The 16210-nt window shown below is 68.5% G+C and carries 13 protein-coding genes; 5 read left to right on the top strand and 8 right to left on the bottom strand.

Annotation, left to right across the window (positions count from 1 at the left end; translation table 11 throughout):
* Nucleotides 1-99: 99 nt before the first annotated feature.
* Complete coding sequence (gene ychF / locus NX02_RS00480) at nucleotides 100-1200, top strand: redox-regulated ATPase YchF (RefSeq protein WP_025290253.1); 1101 nt, start codon at nucleotides 100-102, stop codon at nucleotides 1198-1200.
* 159 nt (nucleotides 1201-1359) lie between these two features.
* Here the strand turns inward: ychF and NX02_RS00475 are convergent, their stop codons facing one another.
* The 4 genes from NX02_RS00475 to NX02_RS00460 form a co-directional block, all read right to left on the bottom strand.
* A complete protein-coding gene (locus NX02_RS00475) occupies nucleotides 1360-2325 on the bottom strand; it encodes an IS110 family RNA-guided transposase (protein ID WP_025290252.1) in 966 nt (321 codons plus the stop codon).
* Between the two features lie 314 nt (nucleotides 2326-2639).
* Nucleotides 2640-3860 carry a Ca2+-dependent phosphoinositide-specific phospholipase C gene (locus NX02_RS00470; protein ID WP_025290251.1) on the bottom strand — a complete coding sequence of 407 codons (1221 nt, stop codon included), beginning with the start codon at nucleotides 3858-3860 and terminating at the stop codon, nucleotides 2640-2642.
* 16 nt (nucleotides 3861-3876) lie between these two features.
* Nucleotides 3877-6174 carry a TonB-dependent receptor gene (locus NX02_RS00465; protein ID WP_025290250.1) on the bottom strand — a complete coding sequence of 766 codons (2298 nt, stop codon included), beginning with the start codon at nucleotides 6172-6174 and terminating at the stop codon, nucleotides 3877-3879.
* Between the two features lie 96 nt (nucleotides 6175-6270).
* Nucleotides 6271-7467, bottom strand: a complete 1197-nt coding sequence (locus tag NX02_RS00460) for a TetR family transcriptional regulator (RefSeq protein WP_025290249.1) — start codon at nucleotides 7465-7467, stop codon at nucleotides 6271-6273.
* Between the two features lie 77 nt (nucleotides 7468-7544).
* On the opposite strand from NX02_RS00460, the gene NX02_RS00455 reads away from it, so the two are divergent.
* The 4 genes from NX02_RS00455 (at nucleotide 7545) to NX02_RS00440 (ending at nucleotide 12146) form a co-directional block, all read left to right on the top strand.
* On the top strand, nucleotides 7545-8789 hold the full coding sequence (locus NX02_RS00455) for an MFS transporter (RefSeq protein WP_025290248.1): 1245 nt from the start codon (nucleotides 7545-7547) through the stop codon (nucleotides 8787-8789).
* 75 nt (nucleotides 8790-8864) lie between these two features.
* Complete coding sequence (locus NX02_RS00450; protein ID WP_025290247.1) at nucleotides 8865-10145, top strand: alkaline phosphatase family protein; 1281 nt, start codon at nucleotides 8865-8867, stop codon at nucleotides 10143-10145.
* Between the two features lie 69 nt (nucleotides 10146-10214).
* The gene (locus NX02_RS00445) at nucleotides 10215-10661 is read left to right on the top strand and encodes a MaoC family dehydratase (protein ID WP_025290246.1); all 447 of its coding nucleotides are present in this window, start codon (nucleotides 10215-10217) and stop codon (nucleotides 10659-10661) included.
* Nucleotides 10662-10799: 138 nt separating this feature from the next.
* On the top strand, nucleotides 10800-12146 hold the full coding sequence (locus NX02_RS00440) for an amidohydrolase family protein (RefSeq protein WP_025290245.1): 1347 nt from the start codon (nucleotides 10800-10802) through the stop codon (nucleotides 12144-12146).
* A 50-nt stretch (nucleotides 12147-12196) separates the two neighbouring features.
* On the opposite strand, the gene NX02_RS00435 is transcribed toward NX02_RS00440, so the two are convergent.
* The 4 genes from NX02_RS00435 to NX02_RS00420 form a co-directional block, all read right to left on the bottom strand.
* The gene (locus NX02_RS00435; RefSeq protein WP_025290244.1) at nucleotides 12197-13090 is read right to left on the bottom strand and encodes an NAD(+)/NADH kinase; all 894 of its coding nucleotides are present in this window, start codon (nucleotides 13088-13090) and stop codon (nucleotides 12197-12199) included.
* 21 nt (nucleotides 13091-13111) lie between these two features.
* Entirely contained in the window at nucleotides 13112-14095 is a 984-nt protein-coding gene (locus NX02_RS00430) for an SPFH domain-containing protein (protein WP_025290243.1), read from the bottom strand.
* A 15-nt stretch (nucleotides 14096-14110) separates the two neighbouring features.
* On the bottom strand, nucleotides 14111-14836 hold the full coding sequence (locus NX02_RS00425) for an NUDIX hydrolase (RefSeq protein ID WP_025290242.1): 726 nt from the start codon (nucleotides 14834-14836) through the stop codon (nucleotides 14111-14113).
* A 184-nt stretch (nucleotides 14837-15020) separates the two neighbouring features.
* Nucleotides 15021-16166, bottom strand: coding sequence for a calcium:cation antiporter (locus tag NX02_RS00420; protein WP_245648724.1), 1146 nt, complete (start codon nucleotides 16164-16166; stop codon nucleotides 15021-15023).
* Nucleotides 16167-16210: the final 44 nt, after the last annotated feature.

The raw sequence follows: 16210 nt of genomic DNA, 5'->3' as shown, positions 1-16210 counted from the left end.
ATAGTGGGTGGAGCGCTGGTCTTCGCGACGATTTGCTCCTATCTGGCGCGGAATCTCGCGGTGCCGGGCGCCGCATCACAAGACAGGATAGCTTTTCCCATGGGTTTTCGCTGCGGCATCGTCGGCCTGCCGAACGTCGGCAAGTCCACCCTCTTCAACGCGCTCACCGAGACCGCGGCGGCGCAGGCGGCGAACTATCCCTTCTGCACGATCGAGCCCAATGTCGGACAGGTCGCGGTGCCCGATCCGCGCCTGACCAGGCTGGCGGAGATCGCCGGTTCGCAGAAGATCATCGAGACGCAGCTCGGCTTCGTCGACATCGCCGGGCTGGTGCGCGGCGCCAGCAAGGGCGAGGGCCTGGGCAACCAGTTCCTCGGCAACATCCGCGAGGTGGACGCGATCGTCCATGTGCTGCGCTGCTTCGAGAATGACGACATCCAGCATGTCGACAACAAGGTCGATCCGATCGCCGACGCCGAGACGGTCGAGACCGAGCTGATGCTGTCGGACCTCGAGAGCCTCGAAAAGCGCGTGCCGGCCTTCGCCAAGAAGGCGGCGCAGGGCGACAAGGAGGCGAAGGTCGCGGCCTCCGTGCTCGGCCAGGCGCTCGAACTGCTGCGCGAGGGCAAGCCCGCCCGGCTGACCCAGCCCAGGGACGAGGAGGAAGCGCGCGTGCTGCTGCAGGCGCAGCTCCTCACCGCCAAGCCGGTGCTCTATGTCTGCAACGTCGAGGAAGAGAGCGCGGCGGACGGCAATGCCCAGTCGGCGCGCGTGTTCGAGAAGGCGAAGGCCGAGGGCGCGCAGGCGGTGGTGGTCTCCGCCGCGATCGAGGCCGAGATCGCGACGATGGATCCGGAAGATCGCGCCGTGTTCCTGGCAGACCTCGGCCTCGAGGAAACCGGCCTCGCCCGCGTGATCCGCGCCGGCTATGCGCTGCTCGACCTGCTGACCTTCTTCACCTGCGGCCCCAAGGAAACCCGCGCCTGGACGATCCCGGTGGGCTCCAAGGCACCGCAGGCCGCGGGTGCGATCCACTCCGATTTCGAACGCGGCTTCATCCGCGCCGAGACGATCGCCTATGAGGATTATATCCAGTTCAAGGGCGAAGCCGGCGCGCGCGACAACGGCAAGCTGCGGTCCGAAGGCAAGGAGTATGTCGTCAAGGATGGCGACGTGCTGTTGTTCCGGTTCAACGTGTGATGTGAAGGGGCGGATCGCCCCGCCCCCGGCCCGGCCCGCCCCGGTTCGGTCCGTGCGGGGCCAACAGAACCCGTTCGTGTCGAGCGAAACAGAACCCGTTCGTGTCGAGCGAAACAGAACCCGTTCGTGTCGAGCGAAGTCGAGCATCTGTCTTCCAGGTCAAGCGGGTTTGGGCGCCCACACGCGATTTTTGGTGATGAGGGTGTTGGCAAGCGCGACGAGTTTTCGTGCGACGGCGATGAGGGCGAGCTTTGGAGCTTTTCCGCGCGCGAGAAGGCCATCGTAGAAGCGCTTCAAGTCGGGGTTGCGGCGGCTGGCGACGAGCGCGGCCATGTAGAGGGTGGATCTGAGCTCGGCGCGTCCGCCGCGTATGGATCGCTTGCCGCGCATGCCGCCGCTGTCGCGGGCGAAGGGCGCGAGGCCGACGAGGGCTGCGGCCTGCTTGTTGGTAATGCGGCCGAGTTCGTGGAGGTATGAGAGGAAGGCCTGGGTGCTGATGGGGCCGATGGCGGGGATGGATCGCAGGATTTTGGCTTTGCGCGTCATCTCGGCATCAGCCTTGATCAGTTCCTCGATCTTCACCTCGATGCGATCGATATGCGTGGCGATCGAGCTCAGCCTTCTTTTATGTTCGCTCTTGAGGAAGCTGCCCTGCGTGACGCTGAGCCTGTTGCGCAGCGCGGTCTGTTCGGCGAGCGCCGCGGTGCGGGCGCTGACGAGTTCCTGAAGCTCCTCCTGCCGCCGGCTCACCGGCTCGGATGCCGAGAGGCCGAAGCGATCGGCCATCAATGCCAGCATGGCGGCATCGATCGCATCGGTCTTGGCGAGTTTGCCGGCAGCCTCGGCGAACAGCCTGGCCCTCAGCGGATTGACGAGCGCCACCGGCAGTCCGGCATCATGCAGATGGCGTTGGACGTCCCGATGATAGCGCGACGTCGGCTCCATCAGCACCAGCTTCACCGCGAACCGGCCGAGCACCTCGACCAGGCGGTCATGCCCGGCACTGTCGTTGCTCACCCGCAGCTGCTCGCCCACCGGGTGAATGTGGATGTCCAAATTGGCCTTGCTCACATCGACGCCGACATGGACCTCCGGCAGCGACTTGTCCTCGACCTTTCCTTGCATACGGGACTTGCTCCCCTTCATCTGTTCAGGCCAGACTTGAAGGGACGGACGGACCGATCTCGACTACGGCTCGAACCAAGGGACACTCGGTCCCGTCCGTCCGACCGCCGGGGGTGGCCACCCCCGGCGGTCGCCCTTCTGGACTACCAGATCGGGCTGACCGCAAGATGCAAGACACGGGTGGCAGGAACGCCACCCTCCCCGGCTTCGCGCGACTCGTCCCTCGACTTCGCTCGGGACGAACGGTGTTTATGCAACCGTTCGTTCTATAGGCTCATGTCGCCGAGCGCCGGGCTCAAGTCCCGGAAGGCCCCTCACTTCCTCCCTTCACACCGCGCCACCACCGCATTGCACCGCCACCCGCCGGCGAACGGCGTCAGGTGATAGTCGTTGCCGTAGATGTTCGGCGCGGTGAGGTAATCCGTCGAGATGATCTGCGCGCCGCTCGCCAGCGCCGCATCCTTGCGCTTCGGATCGTTCTGCCGCGCATCGATCGTATCGATGTCGGCGCGGGTGCGGACGAGATAGCCCTTCGCCACCGCGGCGCGGATCTCCGCCTGGCGGGTCAGCGCATTGTCGAACATCATGAAGGCGGCGTGGGCCATGCCCGGCTTGCCCTGGACGAACGCCATGCGCCCCTGCAGCGACGGGCGGCCGTCGAGATAGGGCGCGAACGCCTTGAGGTTCATCCCCGGCACGAGGAACAGGAACACGAACTTGCCGCGCGCCTGCGCAACGGTGGGCCAGCGCCTGGCCAGCACCGCGGCTTCGAGCGTCGGCAACCCACCGCGGACATCGTCGGGCGCGAGCACCTTGTCGCGCCCCAGCACGCTCGCGATCGTCTCGTCCACCTCGGCAAAGGCCGCGGCGTCGAACGGCGGCACCGGCACCGCGCCGGGGATGGCGCGTTCGAGCCCGGACATCTTGGGTTCGAGCAGGATGAAGACGGGGCTGTGGCCGGGTTCGGAGTCCGACCATTGCTTCAGCCGCGTCAGGCAGGAGCGGAAGGTGGGGCACTGGCTGCGGAAGTCGAGATCGGCGACGTGGAGCACCTTCATCCCCGGCTTGACCAGGTCCTCGCGATAGATCGGCGCAAGGTCGGTCTCGCCCTTTTCGCGCAGCATGCGATAGGGCACCGGATCGGCATAGGCGCCGCCCCTGGGATCGGGGTGGAGGTCGATCTCGAGGCTGCGTGCGCCCATCCTGAGCTGCGCTTCCAGCGGCAGCTGCACATAATCGAGCGACCTGGCGATGTCGGCGAGGCTGCCGGGATGCTCGTCGGCCATCGCCGCGCTCTGCTCGGGCGTCATCTGCGCCATCATCCCCTTCATCAGCGCGGTAAGGCGCGGGGCGAGCAGCGCCATCGTGCGGGGATCGGCGGGCAGCGCATAGCTGTTGTGGGTGCCGATCACCTGGATGGCGTTGATCGGCAGATCGTCTGCCGGCGGGGACGGGCTGGCGGCCTGCCGGGCCGCGGCGGTGCCGGCGACCAGCGCAAGCGCCGACGCCAGCCCCGCGATCATGCGGAAGGACATGTTCGGATTCCCGGGATCAGAAGTTGACGTTGACGAAGCCGCCGAGCGTGCGGCGGGCGTTGGGCGAGGTGTAGTGCAGGATGCCGAGCGCCCCGTAATTCTGCCAGCCGGTGGAGAAATAGGTGTCGAACAGGTTGCGGCCATAGACGCCGAACTCGACATTGCTGTCGGGCAGCGAGACGGTCAGCCGGCCGTTGACGAGGCCATAGCCGGGCACGCGCGAGTAAGCGGGCTGGCCGACCACCGTCCAATATTCGCTGCGATAGGCATAGTCGGCATGGGCGCGCACGCCGAAGCCGGAATCGAAGCGGTGCTCATAATCGACCGCGGCGGTACCGGACCATTCGGGCGAGTTGGTCAGCCGCGTGTCGGTATAGTTGGTCGTCGCGTTGTAGACATAGTCGGTGAACTTCGCGTCGGTGTAGGTCAGCGCGCCCGACAGGGTGAGGCCGCGCACCGGCTGCGCCGCGATGCTGCCCTCCACGCCCTGCGTGCGCAGGCCGCCGGCATTGCCGATCACCGTCGCATCGAGCAGCCCGCCCGCGCCATCGGGGATCTTGGTGAGGATGGTCGCCTGGAAATCCTTGAAGTCCGAGCGGAAGATGTCGAGGTTCACGCGCAGCCGGCGGTTGAACCATTCGGACTTGATGCCGGCTTCCCAGCTCTTCACCGTCTCGTCGCGATAGGGCGCATATTTGTTGCCGACGAAGGCGATGCCCGCCGGCTTGTAGCCGGTCGAATAGGTCGCATAGAGCAGTACGTCCGGCGTGATCTGGAACTGCGGGGCGATCCGGTAGGAGAAATTGTCGCCCTTCACCTTGCCGTAGGACAGGGCCGGCGCCGCGCTCGATCCGACGAAATTCGGAGTATAGCCGGCGATCGGCAGCGGATCGATCGTCACGAAGTCGAGGCTCTGCGAATTGCTGTCGGACGTGTAGCGGCCGCCCAGGGTCAGGCTGAGCTGCGGCGTGACGTTGAACTTCACCTGGCCGAAGCCGGCGATGGTCTCGTTGCGCGCGTCGAACAGCGATGAATTGCCATCGACGCCGATCGCGCCGGTCAGCGCGATCAGGGTCGGGCGCGGCGTGCCGTTGGCGTCATAGAGCGGCGCGCCCAGCGTGGCCCACTGCAGCTGCGTCTGCCGCGCGCGCAGATCGTTGTAGAAGAAGCCGGCGAGATATTCGACGAACCGGCCGGTGGGCGACGCGATGTGGATTTCCTGGCTGACCTTGTCGGTATCCAGCGCGCCGAGGTTGAACGGGATGTAGGAATATTGGTCCGCCGGCAGCAGGCTGGCGGGGGTGGAGTTGTCGTAGCGCGTGTAGCGATAGGCGGTGATCGACGTCAGGTCGTGGTCGCCGAGCTTCGCCTCGATCTTGAGCGAGGTGCCCCATTCCTCGGTGGTGATCTCACCGAAGGAGGAGTCGGCGGTGTCGGCATTCTTCGGGTTGGGGAACACGCCGAGCGCGTTGAGCAAGGCGGTGACGTTGGCGGGCTGGCCCGACACCGGCGTGCGCACGCTGCTGTCCCAATGATAGGCATAGTCGCCCGAGAGGGTGAAGCTCAGCGCATCGGACGGTTCGAGCAGCAGCCGCGCGCGGCCGCCATATTCGTGCGTCGAGCCGACGAGGCGGTCGAGGGTGACGTTGCGGCCGAACCCGTCCTGCGCCTGTTCGAAGCCCGAGACGCGCAGCGCGGCGATGTCGCCAAGCGGCAGGTTGACGGTGGCATTGAGGATGCGCTCCTCATGCTCGCCATAGCTGGCGCTGCCGCGGAAGGTCGTCTCGCCGAGCCTGGGCTGGTTGGTCGAGACCGCGATGACGCCGGACGTGGCGTTCTTGCCGAACAAGGTGCCCTGCGGCCCCATCAGCACGTCGACGCGCGCGATATCGACGAGGCCGGTCAGGCCGTTGGCGCGCTGGCCGTCCATCACGACATCGTCGACGACGACGCTGACCGACTTGGCGTTGGAAAAGTCGAACGAGGTGCTGCCGACGCCGCGGATCTGGAACGCGGCGCCCTGCGTCGGATCATATTGGACGCCGGGCATGACATATTGCAGGTCGGTGACCGAGGTGTAGCCGACCTGCGCCAGCGCCTCGCCGTCGATCGACTGGATCGCCAGCGGCACGCGCTGGCTGCTTTCGCGGCGGCGCTCGGCGGTGACGACGATCTCCGGCAGCGAGTCCCCCGCCTCGGCGGCCGGCGCCGCACTTTCCTGCGCCTGTGCGGCCGAAGCGGCGAACGGCGCGAGCGCGCCGATCAGCGCCGCCGACCGCAGATAAAAGCTCTTCTTTCCCCCGAATCCGGACATTGCACGACTCCCTGGCATTGATGCGTTGGAGCGCGCCCTAGGAGCGGACGATTACGCTTTTAAGACGACCGTACCGGAAATTATCCCTTTTTAGATTTATCCTTCAGACGATCGTACGGTATCACGCAGTTCGGCGGCGAAACGGACGAGCGAAACGCCTTCGCCCCGCGCACCCAATCGGATGTGCTGCCCGATCAGCGCCATGATCACCGCCTGGGTGATATCGCGCGCCGCTGCGGCCTCGATTCCCAGCGCCTTGGCCACCATCATGTGGACGTTTTCCGCGCGACGGCGGCGCATATCGATCGCGAACGGGATCAGCGCCGGATCGCGCAGCGCGGTCAGCGCCGCCTCATGGGTGAGCAGGATCACGCCGAAGCCGCCGGCGCTCGCATCGTCGGTGCGGCGCAGCGCCGCGCGCATGCTGCGGTACATCGCCTCGACGCCGCCGAGCACGAGATCCCGCTGTGCGGGAAAATGATGCGCGATCGTCGACACCGGCGCCGCCACCGCCTGCGCGACGCGCCGGTGCGAGACCGTCGCGAAACCATGCGCCTGCAGCAGCTCGCCGATGCGGTCGGCGATCACCGCCTTCAGCCCCTGCGGCGGCGCGCCATCATCGAGCGCCGCCGCCGACGGCACCGCCAGCCGTTCGACGACCTGCATGTGCCACCGGCTCGCGGCCGGCGAGACGCGCGGCCAATGCGGAGCGAGCAGCGCGCGGATCGTCGAGGCGCGAAGCAGGCGATAGTCGGTCTCGGCAGCGAGCAGGATCGAGAAGGGTTGCTCGTCGAAGCAATAATCGGCGACGATCGCCGCGAGCCGCCCCGCGCCGGGCGATCCCGCCAGCACATCGCGCCAGATATCCTCGCTCGCCGCCAGCAAGCGCGCGACACCCGGCAGCGCCTCGGGCTCACGCCGTGCGGCCAGCGCCAGTTCGGCGGTGACGATCGCCGAGACGCGCCGCTCGCCCGCCCCCTCGTCCAGCCAGGCGGCGGCGAGATCGGGCAGCAGCCCGGCGGCAAGCACATCGGCGGTGCCGACCCGCGCGCGCCAGCGTTCGCGGGCGCCTTCGAGCAGCGCCGTCTCGCGATCCGCCACTGCCTCGATCAGCGCGGCGCGATCGCCGATGCGATAGTTGATCGTGCCGACCGACACGCCGGCGCGCTCGGCCACCACCCGCAGCCCGGCGCCCTCCAGGCCGCGCTCGGCGATGACGGCGCGCGCGGCATCGACGATGCGCTCGGTGGTTTCGCGATCGGGAGCCTTGGCGGCTTTGGGCGCTGATGTCATCGCACCTGCATATCGCGGCGCCCGCGCCAGTCCAGCGCTGTCCCCGGCGTGTCACCAAGCGCGATTAGGGGCGGGCCGTGCGCGCCGACCGTCTCAACCTCTATGCCTTCGCCGTGTCTCATGGCGGCAAGAGCCTGCTCTGGGCGGGCGAGGACGCGCTTTCGCTCTACACGCTGATCGCGATCCTCGATATCGAGCCGGCGCTCGCCGGGCTGATCTTCGTCGCCGCCTCGTTCTGGAATGCGCTGCTCGATGCCGTTTGGGGCGCCTGCCTCAAGCGCCATCCGGCACTGCTGCGTCGCCTGCCGGCGATCTCGACGATCGCGATGCTCGCCGCCTGCCTGACCTTCGCCGCCCTGCCCTTCCTGCCGCATGCCGCAGTGCTGCCGGCCGCGGCGGCGATGCTGCTGTTCCGATCCAGCTTTCCGCTGTTCGATGTGCCCCATAACAGCCTCGTCGCCGCGCTCAGCGTGGCTCACGGCCATCTCGCGGTGACGCGGTGGCGCAGCGGCGTGAGCGCGCTGGCCGCGATCATCATCGGTGTTGCCGCCATTCCGCTGGTCTTTGCCGGCCGCACCGACGGCCCGGGGGCGGGCTTTGCCTTCGCCGCGATCGGCGCCGCGGCGTTCATCCTGCTGCTGCCCCTCCCCTGGCTGTTCGCGCGCGTCGGCCGCGCGCTGGTGCCGATCGAGACGCTGGCATCGCCACGACGCCTGCAACCCAACCGCGATGTGCTGATGTTCTGCCTCGCGCAGATGTGCGGCCTCGCGGCGATCGCGGCGATGGGCAAGGCGCTGCTCCATCTCGACAATTTCTCCATGGCCATCATCGCCAACGTGCTGTTGCTAATCAGCCTGTGGCGGCTGGCGGCGGTGTGGTTGTGGTCGCCGGTGGCACGGCGGCACGGCACAAGGTGCGGGCTGAGCCTTGCCTATCTTGCCACCGCAGCGGCGATGCTGCTGCTGACCGTCACGCTGCGGCAGGGCGCATGGAGCGCGGCGATCGGCATCTCGCTTTTCGGCGCGGGTGTAGGCGGCGTCATCTTCCTCGCCTGGTCGCGTTTTTCGGAACTGATCGAACGCAGCGGTGCGAGCGAGGATCGTGGCGCTGCTGCATTCAGCTACAGCCTGTTCACCGCCTCGACCAAGATCGCGCTGGGGCTGTCCGGCCTGATGACCGGCCAGTGGATCGCGTTGCAGGCGGGCGGGATCGGCGCTGACGCACTGACGCAGCTGGCGCTGCTGTCGGCCATGCTGTGTATCGCCTGCGCCGGGTTCGGGGCGTTGCTCCGCCCCGCCGTGGGACCGGCGGCGGTGGCATGATCGGCGCCGCCGCTTTGACCTCCCCCGCCGCGCTCCGCTAGCGCCTCGCCATCCCCTTTCCTCCGGAGCCTTGCCTTGATCGGCCGTTACCTCGCCCCCCTGCTTGCCGCCCTCGCCCTTTCCGCCTGCAGCACCGGCGCACTGCCGCGCTCAGCGGCGGTGCCGCCACCGGCGGCGACCGAGGCGCGCGCGCCCGTCACCATCCTGATCTCGATCGACGGGTTCCGGCCCGACTATCTGGGGAAGGGCAACAGCCCCATGCTCGACGCGCTGGCGGCAGGCGGGGTGAGCGCGGCGATGCGCCCGTCCTTCCCCTCCAAGACCTTCCCCAATCATTGGACGCTCGTGACCGGCCTGCGCCCCGACCATCACGGCATCGTCGCCAACAAGATGGAGGATCCGGCGCGGCCCGGCGAGGTCTTCACCATGGCGACCGAGGATCCCTTCTGGTGGAACGCCGCCCCGCCGCTGTGGGTGACCGCGGAGCAGGCCGGCGTGCGGTCCGCGACGATGTTCTGGCCCGGATCGGTGGTGAACTGGGGCGGCACGCGCGACCGCGAATGGCCCAACGATCTCGAGGGCGGCACCCGCCCGCATGACTGGCAGGCGTTCGCGCAGGCGATGCCCTCAGAACAGCGCACCCGCGCGCTGATCGACTGGCTGCGCCGCCCCGCCGACGCGCGCCCGCGCTTCCTGGCGCTCTATTTCGACGCGATCGATACCGCCGGCCACCGCTTCGGCCCCGCCGCGCCCGAGACCGCCGCCGTGGTTGCCGAGGTCGACGGCGCCATCGCCACGCTGGTCGAGGGGCTGCGCAGCATCGACCAGCCCGCAAACCTCGTCATCGTCGCCGATCACGGCATGGCCGCGGCCAGCGCCGACCGCGTCGTGCGGCTCGACACGATGCTGCCCGCCGCCGACATCCGCATCGTCGAGAGCGGCGTCTATGCCGGGCTGTTTCCCGCGCCCGGGCGCGAGGCGGCAGTGGAGAAGGTGCTGATCGGCCGCCACCCGCACATGGAATGCTGGCGCAAGGCGGAGATCCCGGCACGCTTCCACTACGGCACCAACACGCGCATCCCGCCGATCCTGTGCCTTGCCGACCTCGGCTGGCGGGTGGTCGCGGATGCCGCCGCGCAGGCCAAGGCGACGTCGCTCGGCGAGCATGGCTATGACCCCACGCTGCCGGACATGGCCGCGCTGTTCATCGCCAACGGCCCCGCATTCCGCGCCGGCGCGACATTGCCGGGGTTCGACAATGTCGATGTCTATCCGCTGCTCGCGAAGCTGATCGGCGTGACGCCAGGCGCGAACGACGGCACGGCGACGACGTTCGACGGCGTGCTGACGCGCTGAGCGGATGCGTGGCAGGTTGACGTTTGCGTAATCGTAAGCCACTCCGCGCTGAGACCGAGGGAGGATGCGATGGCCTATTTCGAGGATCTGGTGGTCGGTGCGAAGCGCAGCTTCGGCCGCTACGCGGTGACGCGCGAGGAGGTGGTCGCCTTCGCCGGTGCCTATGATCCCCAGCCCTTCCACCTCGACGATGCGGCGGCGGCCAGGACCCATTTCGGGCGCATCCCGGCGAGCGGCTGGCATACCTGCGCGATGACGATGCGGATGATCGTCGACGCGATGGAAGCCGGCGGCGAGAGCAGCCTGGGCGGGGTCGGCGTCGACGAGATGCGCTGGCTGAAGCCGGTCTATCCCGGCGATGTGCTGCGCTGCGAATCCGAGCTGATCGAGAAGACGCCGTCGCGCAGCCGCCCCGAAATGGGCAGCTTCCGCACCCGCACCACCGTGTTCAACCAGCATGACGACGCGGTGCTGCGCTTCATCTCGATCGCGCTGATCGCCACCCGCCCCGCCTGATCCGCCAGGCGCTCGCGCGTCCGAGCGGGACGGCAAAAGCGACACCCATTCGCGCCGCGCGCTTCAAATCATGGCCCGATCTGCGAGTATGATGATGCATCGGCGCATGGGCCGGGCGTGGAATCAGGGAGCTATCCGATGATCGGCCGATCGCTACGCACCGGGCTGACCCTGCTGGTGGCGACGCTCGCCGCCCTGCTGCTGCCGATGCCCGCCGCGGCGCAGGACGCTACGGTGGTCGAGGCCGGGACGCTGTTCGACGGGCGTGCGGTGATCGAGGATGCGCGGATGGTGATCCGCGACGGCCGTGTCGTCGCGGTAGGGCCGAGGGACAAGGTCGCCATCCCCGACGGCGCGGCGATCGTCGATCGTCGCGGCCGTTTCGTGATGCCCGGGCTGATCGCCGGCCACTCGCGTGTCGGCACGGTTTCCGGCATCGAGCATGGCGGGCGCCATTACAGCCGCGAGACGGTGGCGCGCGATCTGGCGCAGTTTCAGCGCTATGGCGTGGTCGCGGTCAATGCACTGGGGATGAACCGGCCGCTGTTCCACCAGCTCCGCCGCGACTTCAATGGCCCCGATCATGGCGGTGCCGACCTGTATGGCGCGGGCCCCGGCATCGGCGTGATCGGCGGCGCGCCGCCGGAGGCGCGGATGAACACCATGCCCGACCAGGTGGCGCGGCCGGCCAATCCGGAGGAAGCCCGCGCCGCGGTGCGGACGATGGCGGATGCCGGTGTCGACGTCATCAAGATCTGGCTCGATGCCCTCGGTACCGGTGCGCCCAGGATGCCGCCGGACATCTACGCCGCGGTGATCGCCGAGGCGCATGCCCGCGGCCTGCCGGTCGCCGCACATATCCGCGACCTCGCCGATGCGAAGGCGGTGCTCGCTGCCGGCGCCGACATCATCGGCCATGGCGTGCGCGACCAGCCGGTCGACGACGCCTTCATCGCGCTGCTGCGCGAACGCGGCGCCTGGTACATGGCGACGATCAACATCGACGAGGCCAACTATCTCTACGCCGAGCATCCCGAATGGCTCGACGATCCCTTCTTCCGACAGGCGCTGAACCCGGCGCTGGAAGCCCGGCTGCGCGACGCGGCCTGGCGCAGGGAGACGCTCGCCGGCGCCGATGGCGCGCGCAAGGCGGTGGCGATGAACATCGCCAATCTCCGCACGCTGCACGCCGCGGGCGCCCGGATCGGGCTCGGCACCGATTCGGGCGGCACCGCGCTGCGCATCCCCGGCTTCGCCGAGCATCGCGAACTGGAGCTCTCGGTGGCGACCGGCCTCTCGCCGGGCGAGGCGCTGACCGCCGCCACCTGGGGCAATGCGCAGATGCTGCGCCTGCAGGACCGCGGCACGCTCGCGCCCGGCGCGGTCGCCGATTTTCTCGTGCTGGATGCCGACCCGACCAGGGATATCCGCGCGACGCGGACGCTGCGTGAGGTGTGGCGCAGTGGACGGAAAGTCGCACCCTGAGCGACGCGCCGACCGGGGCTGCCTCGCGCTTGCCGGCGCAGCTCGGCCGATCACCCCACCACCAGGTGCAGCGCCCGCGGTGACGGCGCCAACCGCACCTGCCGGCCCCAGTCGAACGCGATATAATCCTGCTCGATGCCGTCGGCGAAGATGACGCCGCCATCGTTCATCCGTGACGTGACGACCAAGGGCTGGTCGGCGAGCTTGCCGGCGCGGATCCGCGTCGAACTTGCGATGCTCGGAAAGGGCTCACGCACCCAATAGCCGACCGCCCGCTCCTCGCAGCCCAGCTGCATCGCGCACTGCGTCGCCTCGGCGATCGAGCGCGCCCAGCCGGTGGCGCCAGTGCCCGAGGCGACGATCAGCCCGCTGCTGCTCTGGTCCTCGGTCTCATCGCCCGCAGCGATGCGATAGCGTGCCGACTGGTGGCTGCGGTGGCCGACGAAGATCTCGTTGAGCGCGGTCAGCGTCTCGCCGCCGTCGAGCGCCGCCTCCACCATCGTCCGCCGCTCGATGCCCGCCGCGCCGGCGGCGCTTGCCGGCAGCAGGCGCGCCAGCCGATCGACCGCGATGCGGGCGAGGACGCCGTCATAGAGATCGGGCGCCGGATTCACGCCGATCACCGGTTGTCCGCCGAGATATTTGGCGACATTGGCGACCAGCCCGTCCTGCCCCACCGCGACGATCACATCGTCCGCCGCGAACAGGAAGCGATCGAGATCGGCACGGCGGACGATCGCCTGCCGCCATTCCGCCGGCACCGAAGCGCGCGCGGCGGCGAGCACGGCGTGGAACTGATGGTGGCGCTGTTCCACCTGCTCCAGACGCTGACCGCGGCTTTCGAGGAAGAATCGCGCCTGCTCGCGCGTGGCATGGCGGGCGACGAGCAATTCATAGTCGGTCTCGCGGGTGACGAACACCGCGCGCGGCGCAAGCGCGGCCATGGCGCCCCTCCCTTGTGTTGGTCAGTCCGCCGCGATCGGCACCGGCGCCTTGCGGAACTCGCCGAGCACCGCCGCGAGCAGATCGGGCGTGATGTTGACATGCCCGATCGTCTCCAGCTTGCCGGCGAGCTGCTGCGCGGCGAGGCCGAGCAGGGTCGCAGGCGGCAGATCGCGATAGATGGCGATGTGCTGGCGTTCGGCCTCGACCCTCGCACCTTCGACGGCGCGGATGCGCTCCGCCTCCGCCGCGGTCTCCAACTGCTGCGCCTCGGCGACGCCGGCAGCGCGGTTGCGCGCGTTTTCCGCCTCCTCCGCGATCAGCAATTTCTCGCGTCGCGCCAGTTCGGTCTTGGTCGCGAGCTCATTCTCGGCGATCGCCCTTTCCTTCTCGACGGCCAGCGCGCGCCGCTCGAACATCGCCTCGTCGGCCTTCTGCTGCAACGCCTCGAAGGTCGGCGTCTGCAGCGCGCGGCCGAGTTCGGCACTGGGGGTGAGCCCGGTCAGCCGCACCGCCACCGCAGCGACGCCGATCTCGGCCAATGTCGGGTCGGCAGCGAGCACCGCCGCCAGCGCGATGCGCAGCGGCTCCGGCCCGGCATCGAGCAGCGCCCGCACCGGCGCCGCCGCGATCTGCTGGAGCAGCGCCTGGTTGGCGATGCCGGCGATGCGCGCCTCGATCTTCTCGATCGGCTCCCCCTGCGCCTCGCCGGTGAACAGTCCGATGGTGAAATCGACGCGTGTCGCCAGCCGTTCGGGATCGACGACGTGCCAGCCGATCGTGCCCTGCACGGCAATGTCCTGGAAATCCTTGCTGCGGCCCTTCACGAACAACGTCATCTCGCGATCGTCCATCGGCAGTTCGGCGATGCTCGCATTGTCCGGCTGGAACCAGAAGACGAGCCCGCGACCGCTGCGCCGCACCCGGCCCTTGCGATAGTGGATCACATGATTGTTCGCCTCGCTGCGCAGGCGGGCGGCGAAGCCGAAATTGCGAATGCTGGCCATGATATCCTCCTTGGATCAGAGCGGCCGTTGAAAACGGTAGAGTTCGGCCGGGCGAAAGGCGGTGCCCTCCTCACGCGCGCCGGTGGCGGCGATCCAGCCCTTGTCGAGCATGCGTCGGCGGAAGGCCGGCTTGTTGAGCGTGGTGCCGAGGATCGCCTCGTGGACGTCCTGAAGCTGGCGCAATGTGAAGCGATCGGGCAGCAGCGCGAAGCCGACGTTCGAATAGTCCAGCTTGCCGCGCAGCCGCAGCATCGCCGCCGACAGGATCTCGCCATGATCGAAGGCGAGATCGAGCGGCGTCCCCGCCGGCGATCGCGCGACGATCGGCCCGCCCGCATCACCCGCCCACGGCACGTCGATCGTCACCGGCAACAGATCGCTGTTACCCGCCAGCGCATCGGCGAAGGCGCGCCCGTCGAGCAGCGCGAGATAGGCGATGGTGACGATCCGCATCCGCGGATCGCGATCGACCGCGCCAAAGCTGTAGAGCTGTTCGAGATGCGCAGCGGGCAGCCCCGCCTTCTCGCGCAGCACCCGCACGGCCGCATCGTCGAGGGATTCCGCGATGCCGACGAACCCGCCCGGCAGAGCCCAGCGGCCGGCATGGGGATGGTCGGCGCGCTGAAGGAGCAATGCCGCAGGGCGGCCTTCGCGCAGGCCAAGCAGGACGAGATCGACCGTGACCGACGGGCGCTCATAGGCGGCGGGATCGTAGGCCTGGAGAAAGGCATCTTCGTTCATTCGAGCGAACCTTACATCTAATATGCGTATCAGATATTTCTGATTCGCGCATAAGTCAAGCGGCGAGCGTCGGCGGACCTTGGCAGGTCGACGCTCGACACCTCGCGATCGTCGCGGCGTCGCAGGATGCGTGCCACGCGCGTCTCGCCCAACCCGCCTTCGCAGAGGCGGGGTTCGTCGCGCCCTACGGCACCACCGTGGTGAACAGATAGGCGAAGAAGATCACCAGATGGACGATGCCCTGCAGCACCGTCGTGCGCCCCGTCCCCAGCGACAATGTCGCCACGATCAGCGACAGCGCGAGCAGGGTCATCGCCTTGGCGTCGATCCCCAGCGACAGGCTCCAGCCCATCACCAGCGAGACGATCGCCACCGTCGGGATGGTCAGCCCGATCGTCGCCAGCGCCGACCCCAGTGCGAGGTTGAGGCTGGTCTGCAAGCGATTGCGCCGCGCCGCCTTGACCGCCGCGAGGCTTTCGGGCGCGAGCACCAGCGCGGCAATCATCACGCCGACGACGGCGAGCGGCAGCCCCGCCCCGATCACCGCGGCCTCAAGCGTCGGCGACAATTTCTTGGCGAGCAGCACCACCCCGACCAGCGCGACGACCAGCGCCGCCACCGCAATCCAGGTCTGCGTGGCGGTGGGCGGCTCGGCGTGCGCTTCACCATGCGGGTCATTGTCGTCGGCGGGCAGGAAATAGTCGCGGTGGCGCACGGTCTGCACCAGCACGAAGGTGCCGTAGAGCACCAGCGAGATCACCGCGGTGAAGGCGAGTTGCGCGGGGGAGAAGAACGGCCCCGGCGCGCTCGAGGTGAAGTTGGGCAGCACGAGGGAGAGCACCGCCATCGCCGCCAGCACGCAGAGCGCCGCGCTCACCCCGCGCAGTACGAATTGCTGCTCATGATGGCGCACGCCGCCCATCAGCAGGCAGATGCCGACGATGCCGTTGAGGATGATCATGATCGCGGCGAACACCGTGTCGCGCGCCAGCACCGAGGCGTCACCGGCGTCCGACAGCATCATCGAGACGATCAGCGAGACCTCGATCACCGTCACCGCGATCGCCAGCACCAAGGTGCCGAACGGTTCGCCCACCTTGTGCGCCACCACCTCGGCATGGTGGACCGCGGCAAGCACGCAACCCATCATGACCAGCGCCGCGCCGGCGATGCCGGCCCAGCCATAATAGGCCAATCCGCCAGCCAGCGCCGCCAGCCCGAGCAGGGGCACCGCCAGCGACCAATAGGGCAGCATGGCGCCGCCGATCATCGGCGTGCCCGGGGTATCGACGGGTGCTTCGGCTACGGGTGTCGTGCTGGCGGCGGTCACATGCTCTCCCTTGTCGTTCGCTCGAGCGATCCGGAAAGCAAACG

Source organism: Sphingomonas sanxanigenens DSM 19645 = NX02 (genome assembly GCF_000512205.2).
Lineage (GTDB): Bacteria > Pseudomonadota > Alphaproteobacteria > Sphingomonadales > Sphingomonadaceae > Sphingomonas_D > Sphingomonas_D sanxanigenens.
This window is presented reverse-complemented; position numbering and strand designations above follow the sequence as displayed.

Excerpts from the sequence above, each read along its gene's own strand:
- ychF (WP_025290253.1), top strand. The coding sequence starts at position 100 with ATGGGTTTTCGCTGCGGCATCGTCGGCCTGCCGAACGTCGGCAAGTCC.
- NX02_RS00475 (WP_025290252.1), bottom strand. The coding sequence starts at position 2,325 with ATGCAAGGAAAGGTCGAGGACAAGTCGCTGCCGGAGGTCCATGTCGGC.
- NX02_RS00470 (WP_025290251.1), bottom strand. The coding sequence starts at position 3,860 with ATGTCCTTCCGCATGATCGCGGGGCTGGCGTCGGCGCTTGCGCTGGTC.
- NX02_RS00465 (WP_025290250.1), bottom strand. The coding sequence starts at position 6,174 with ATGTCCGGATTCGGGGGAAAGAAGAGCTTTTATCTGCGGTCGGCGGCG.
- NX02_RS00460 (WP_025290249.1), bottom strand. The coding sequence starts at position 7,467 with ATGACATCAGCGCCCAAAGCCGCCAAGGCTCCCGATCGCGAAACCACC.
- NX02_RS00445 (WP_025290246.1), top strand. The coding sequence starts at position 10,215 with ATGGCCTATTTCGAGGATCTGGTGGTCGGTGCGAAGCGCAGCTTCGGC.
- NX02_RS00440 (WP_025290245.1), top strand. The coding sequence starts at position 10,800 with ATGATCGGCCGATCGCTACGCACCGGGCTGACCCTGCTGGTGGCGACG.
- NX02_RS00435 (WP_025290244.1), bottom strand. The coding sequence starts at position 13,090 with ATGGCCGCGCTTGCGCCGCGCGCGGTGTTCGTCACCCGCGAGACCGAC.
- NX02_RS00430 (WP_025290243.1), bottom strand. The coding sequence starts at position 14,095 with ATGGCCAGCATTCGCAATTTCGGCTTCGCCGCCCGCCTGCGCAGCGAG.
- NX02_RS00425 (WP_025290242.1), bottom strand. The coding sequence starts at position 14,836 with ATGAACGAAGATGCCTTTCTCCAGGCCTACGATCCCGCCGCCTATGAG.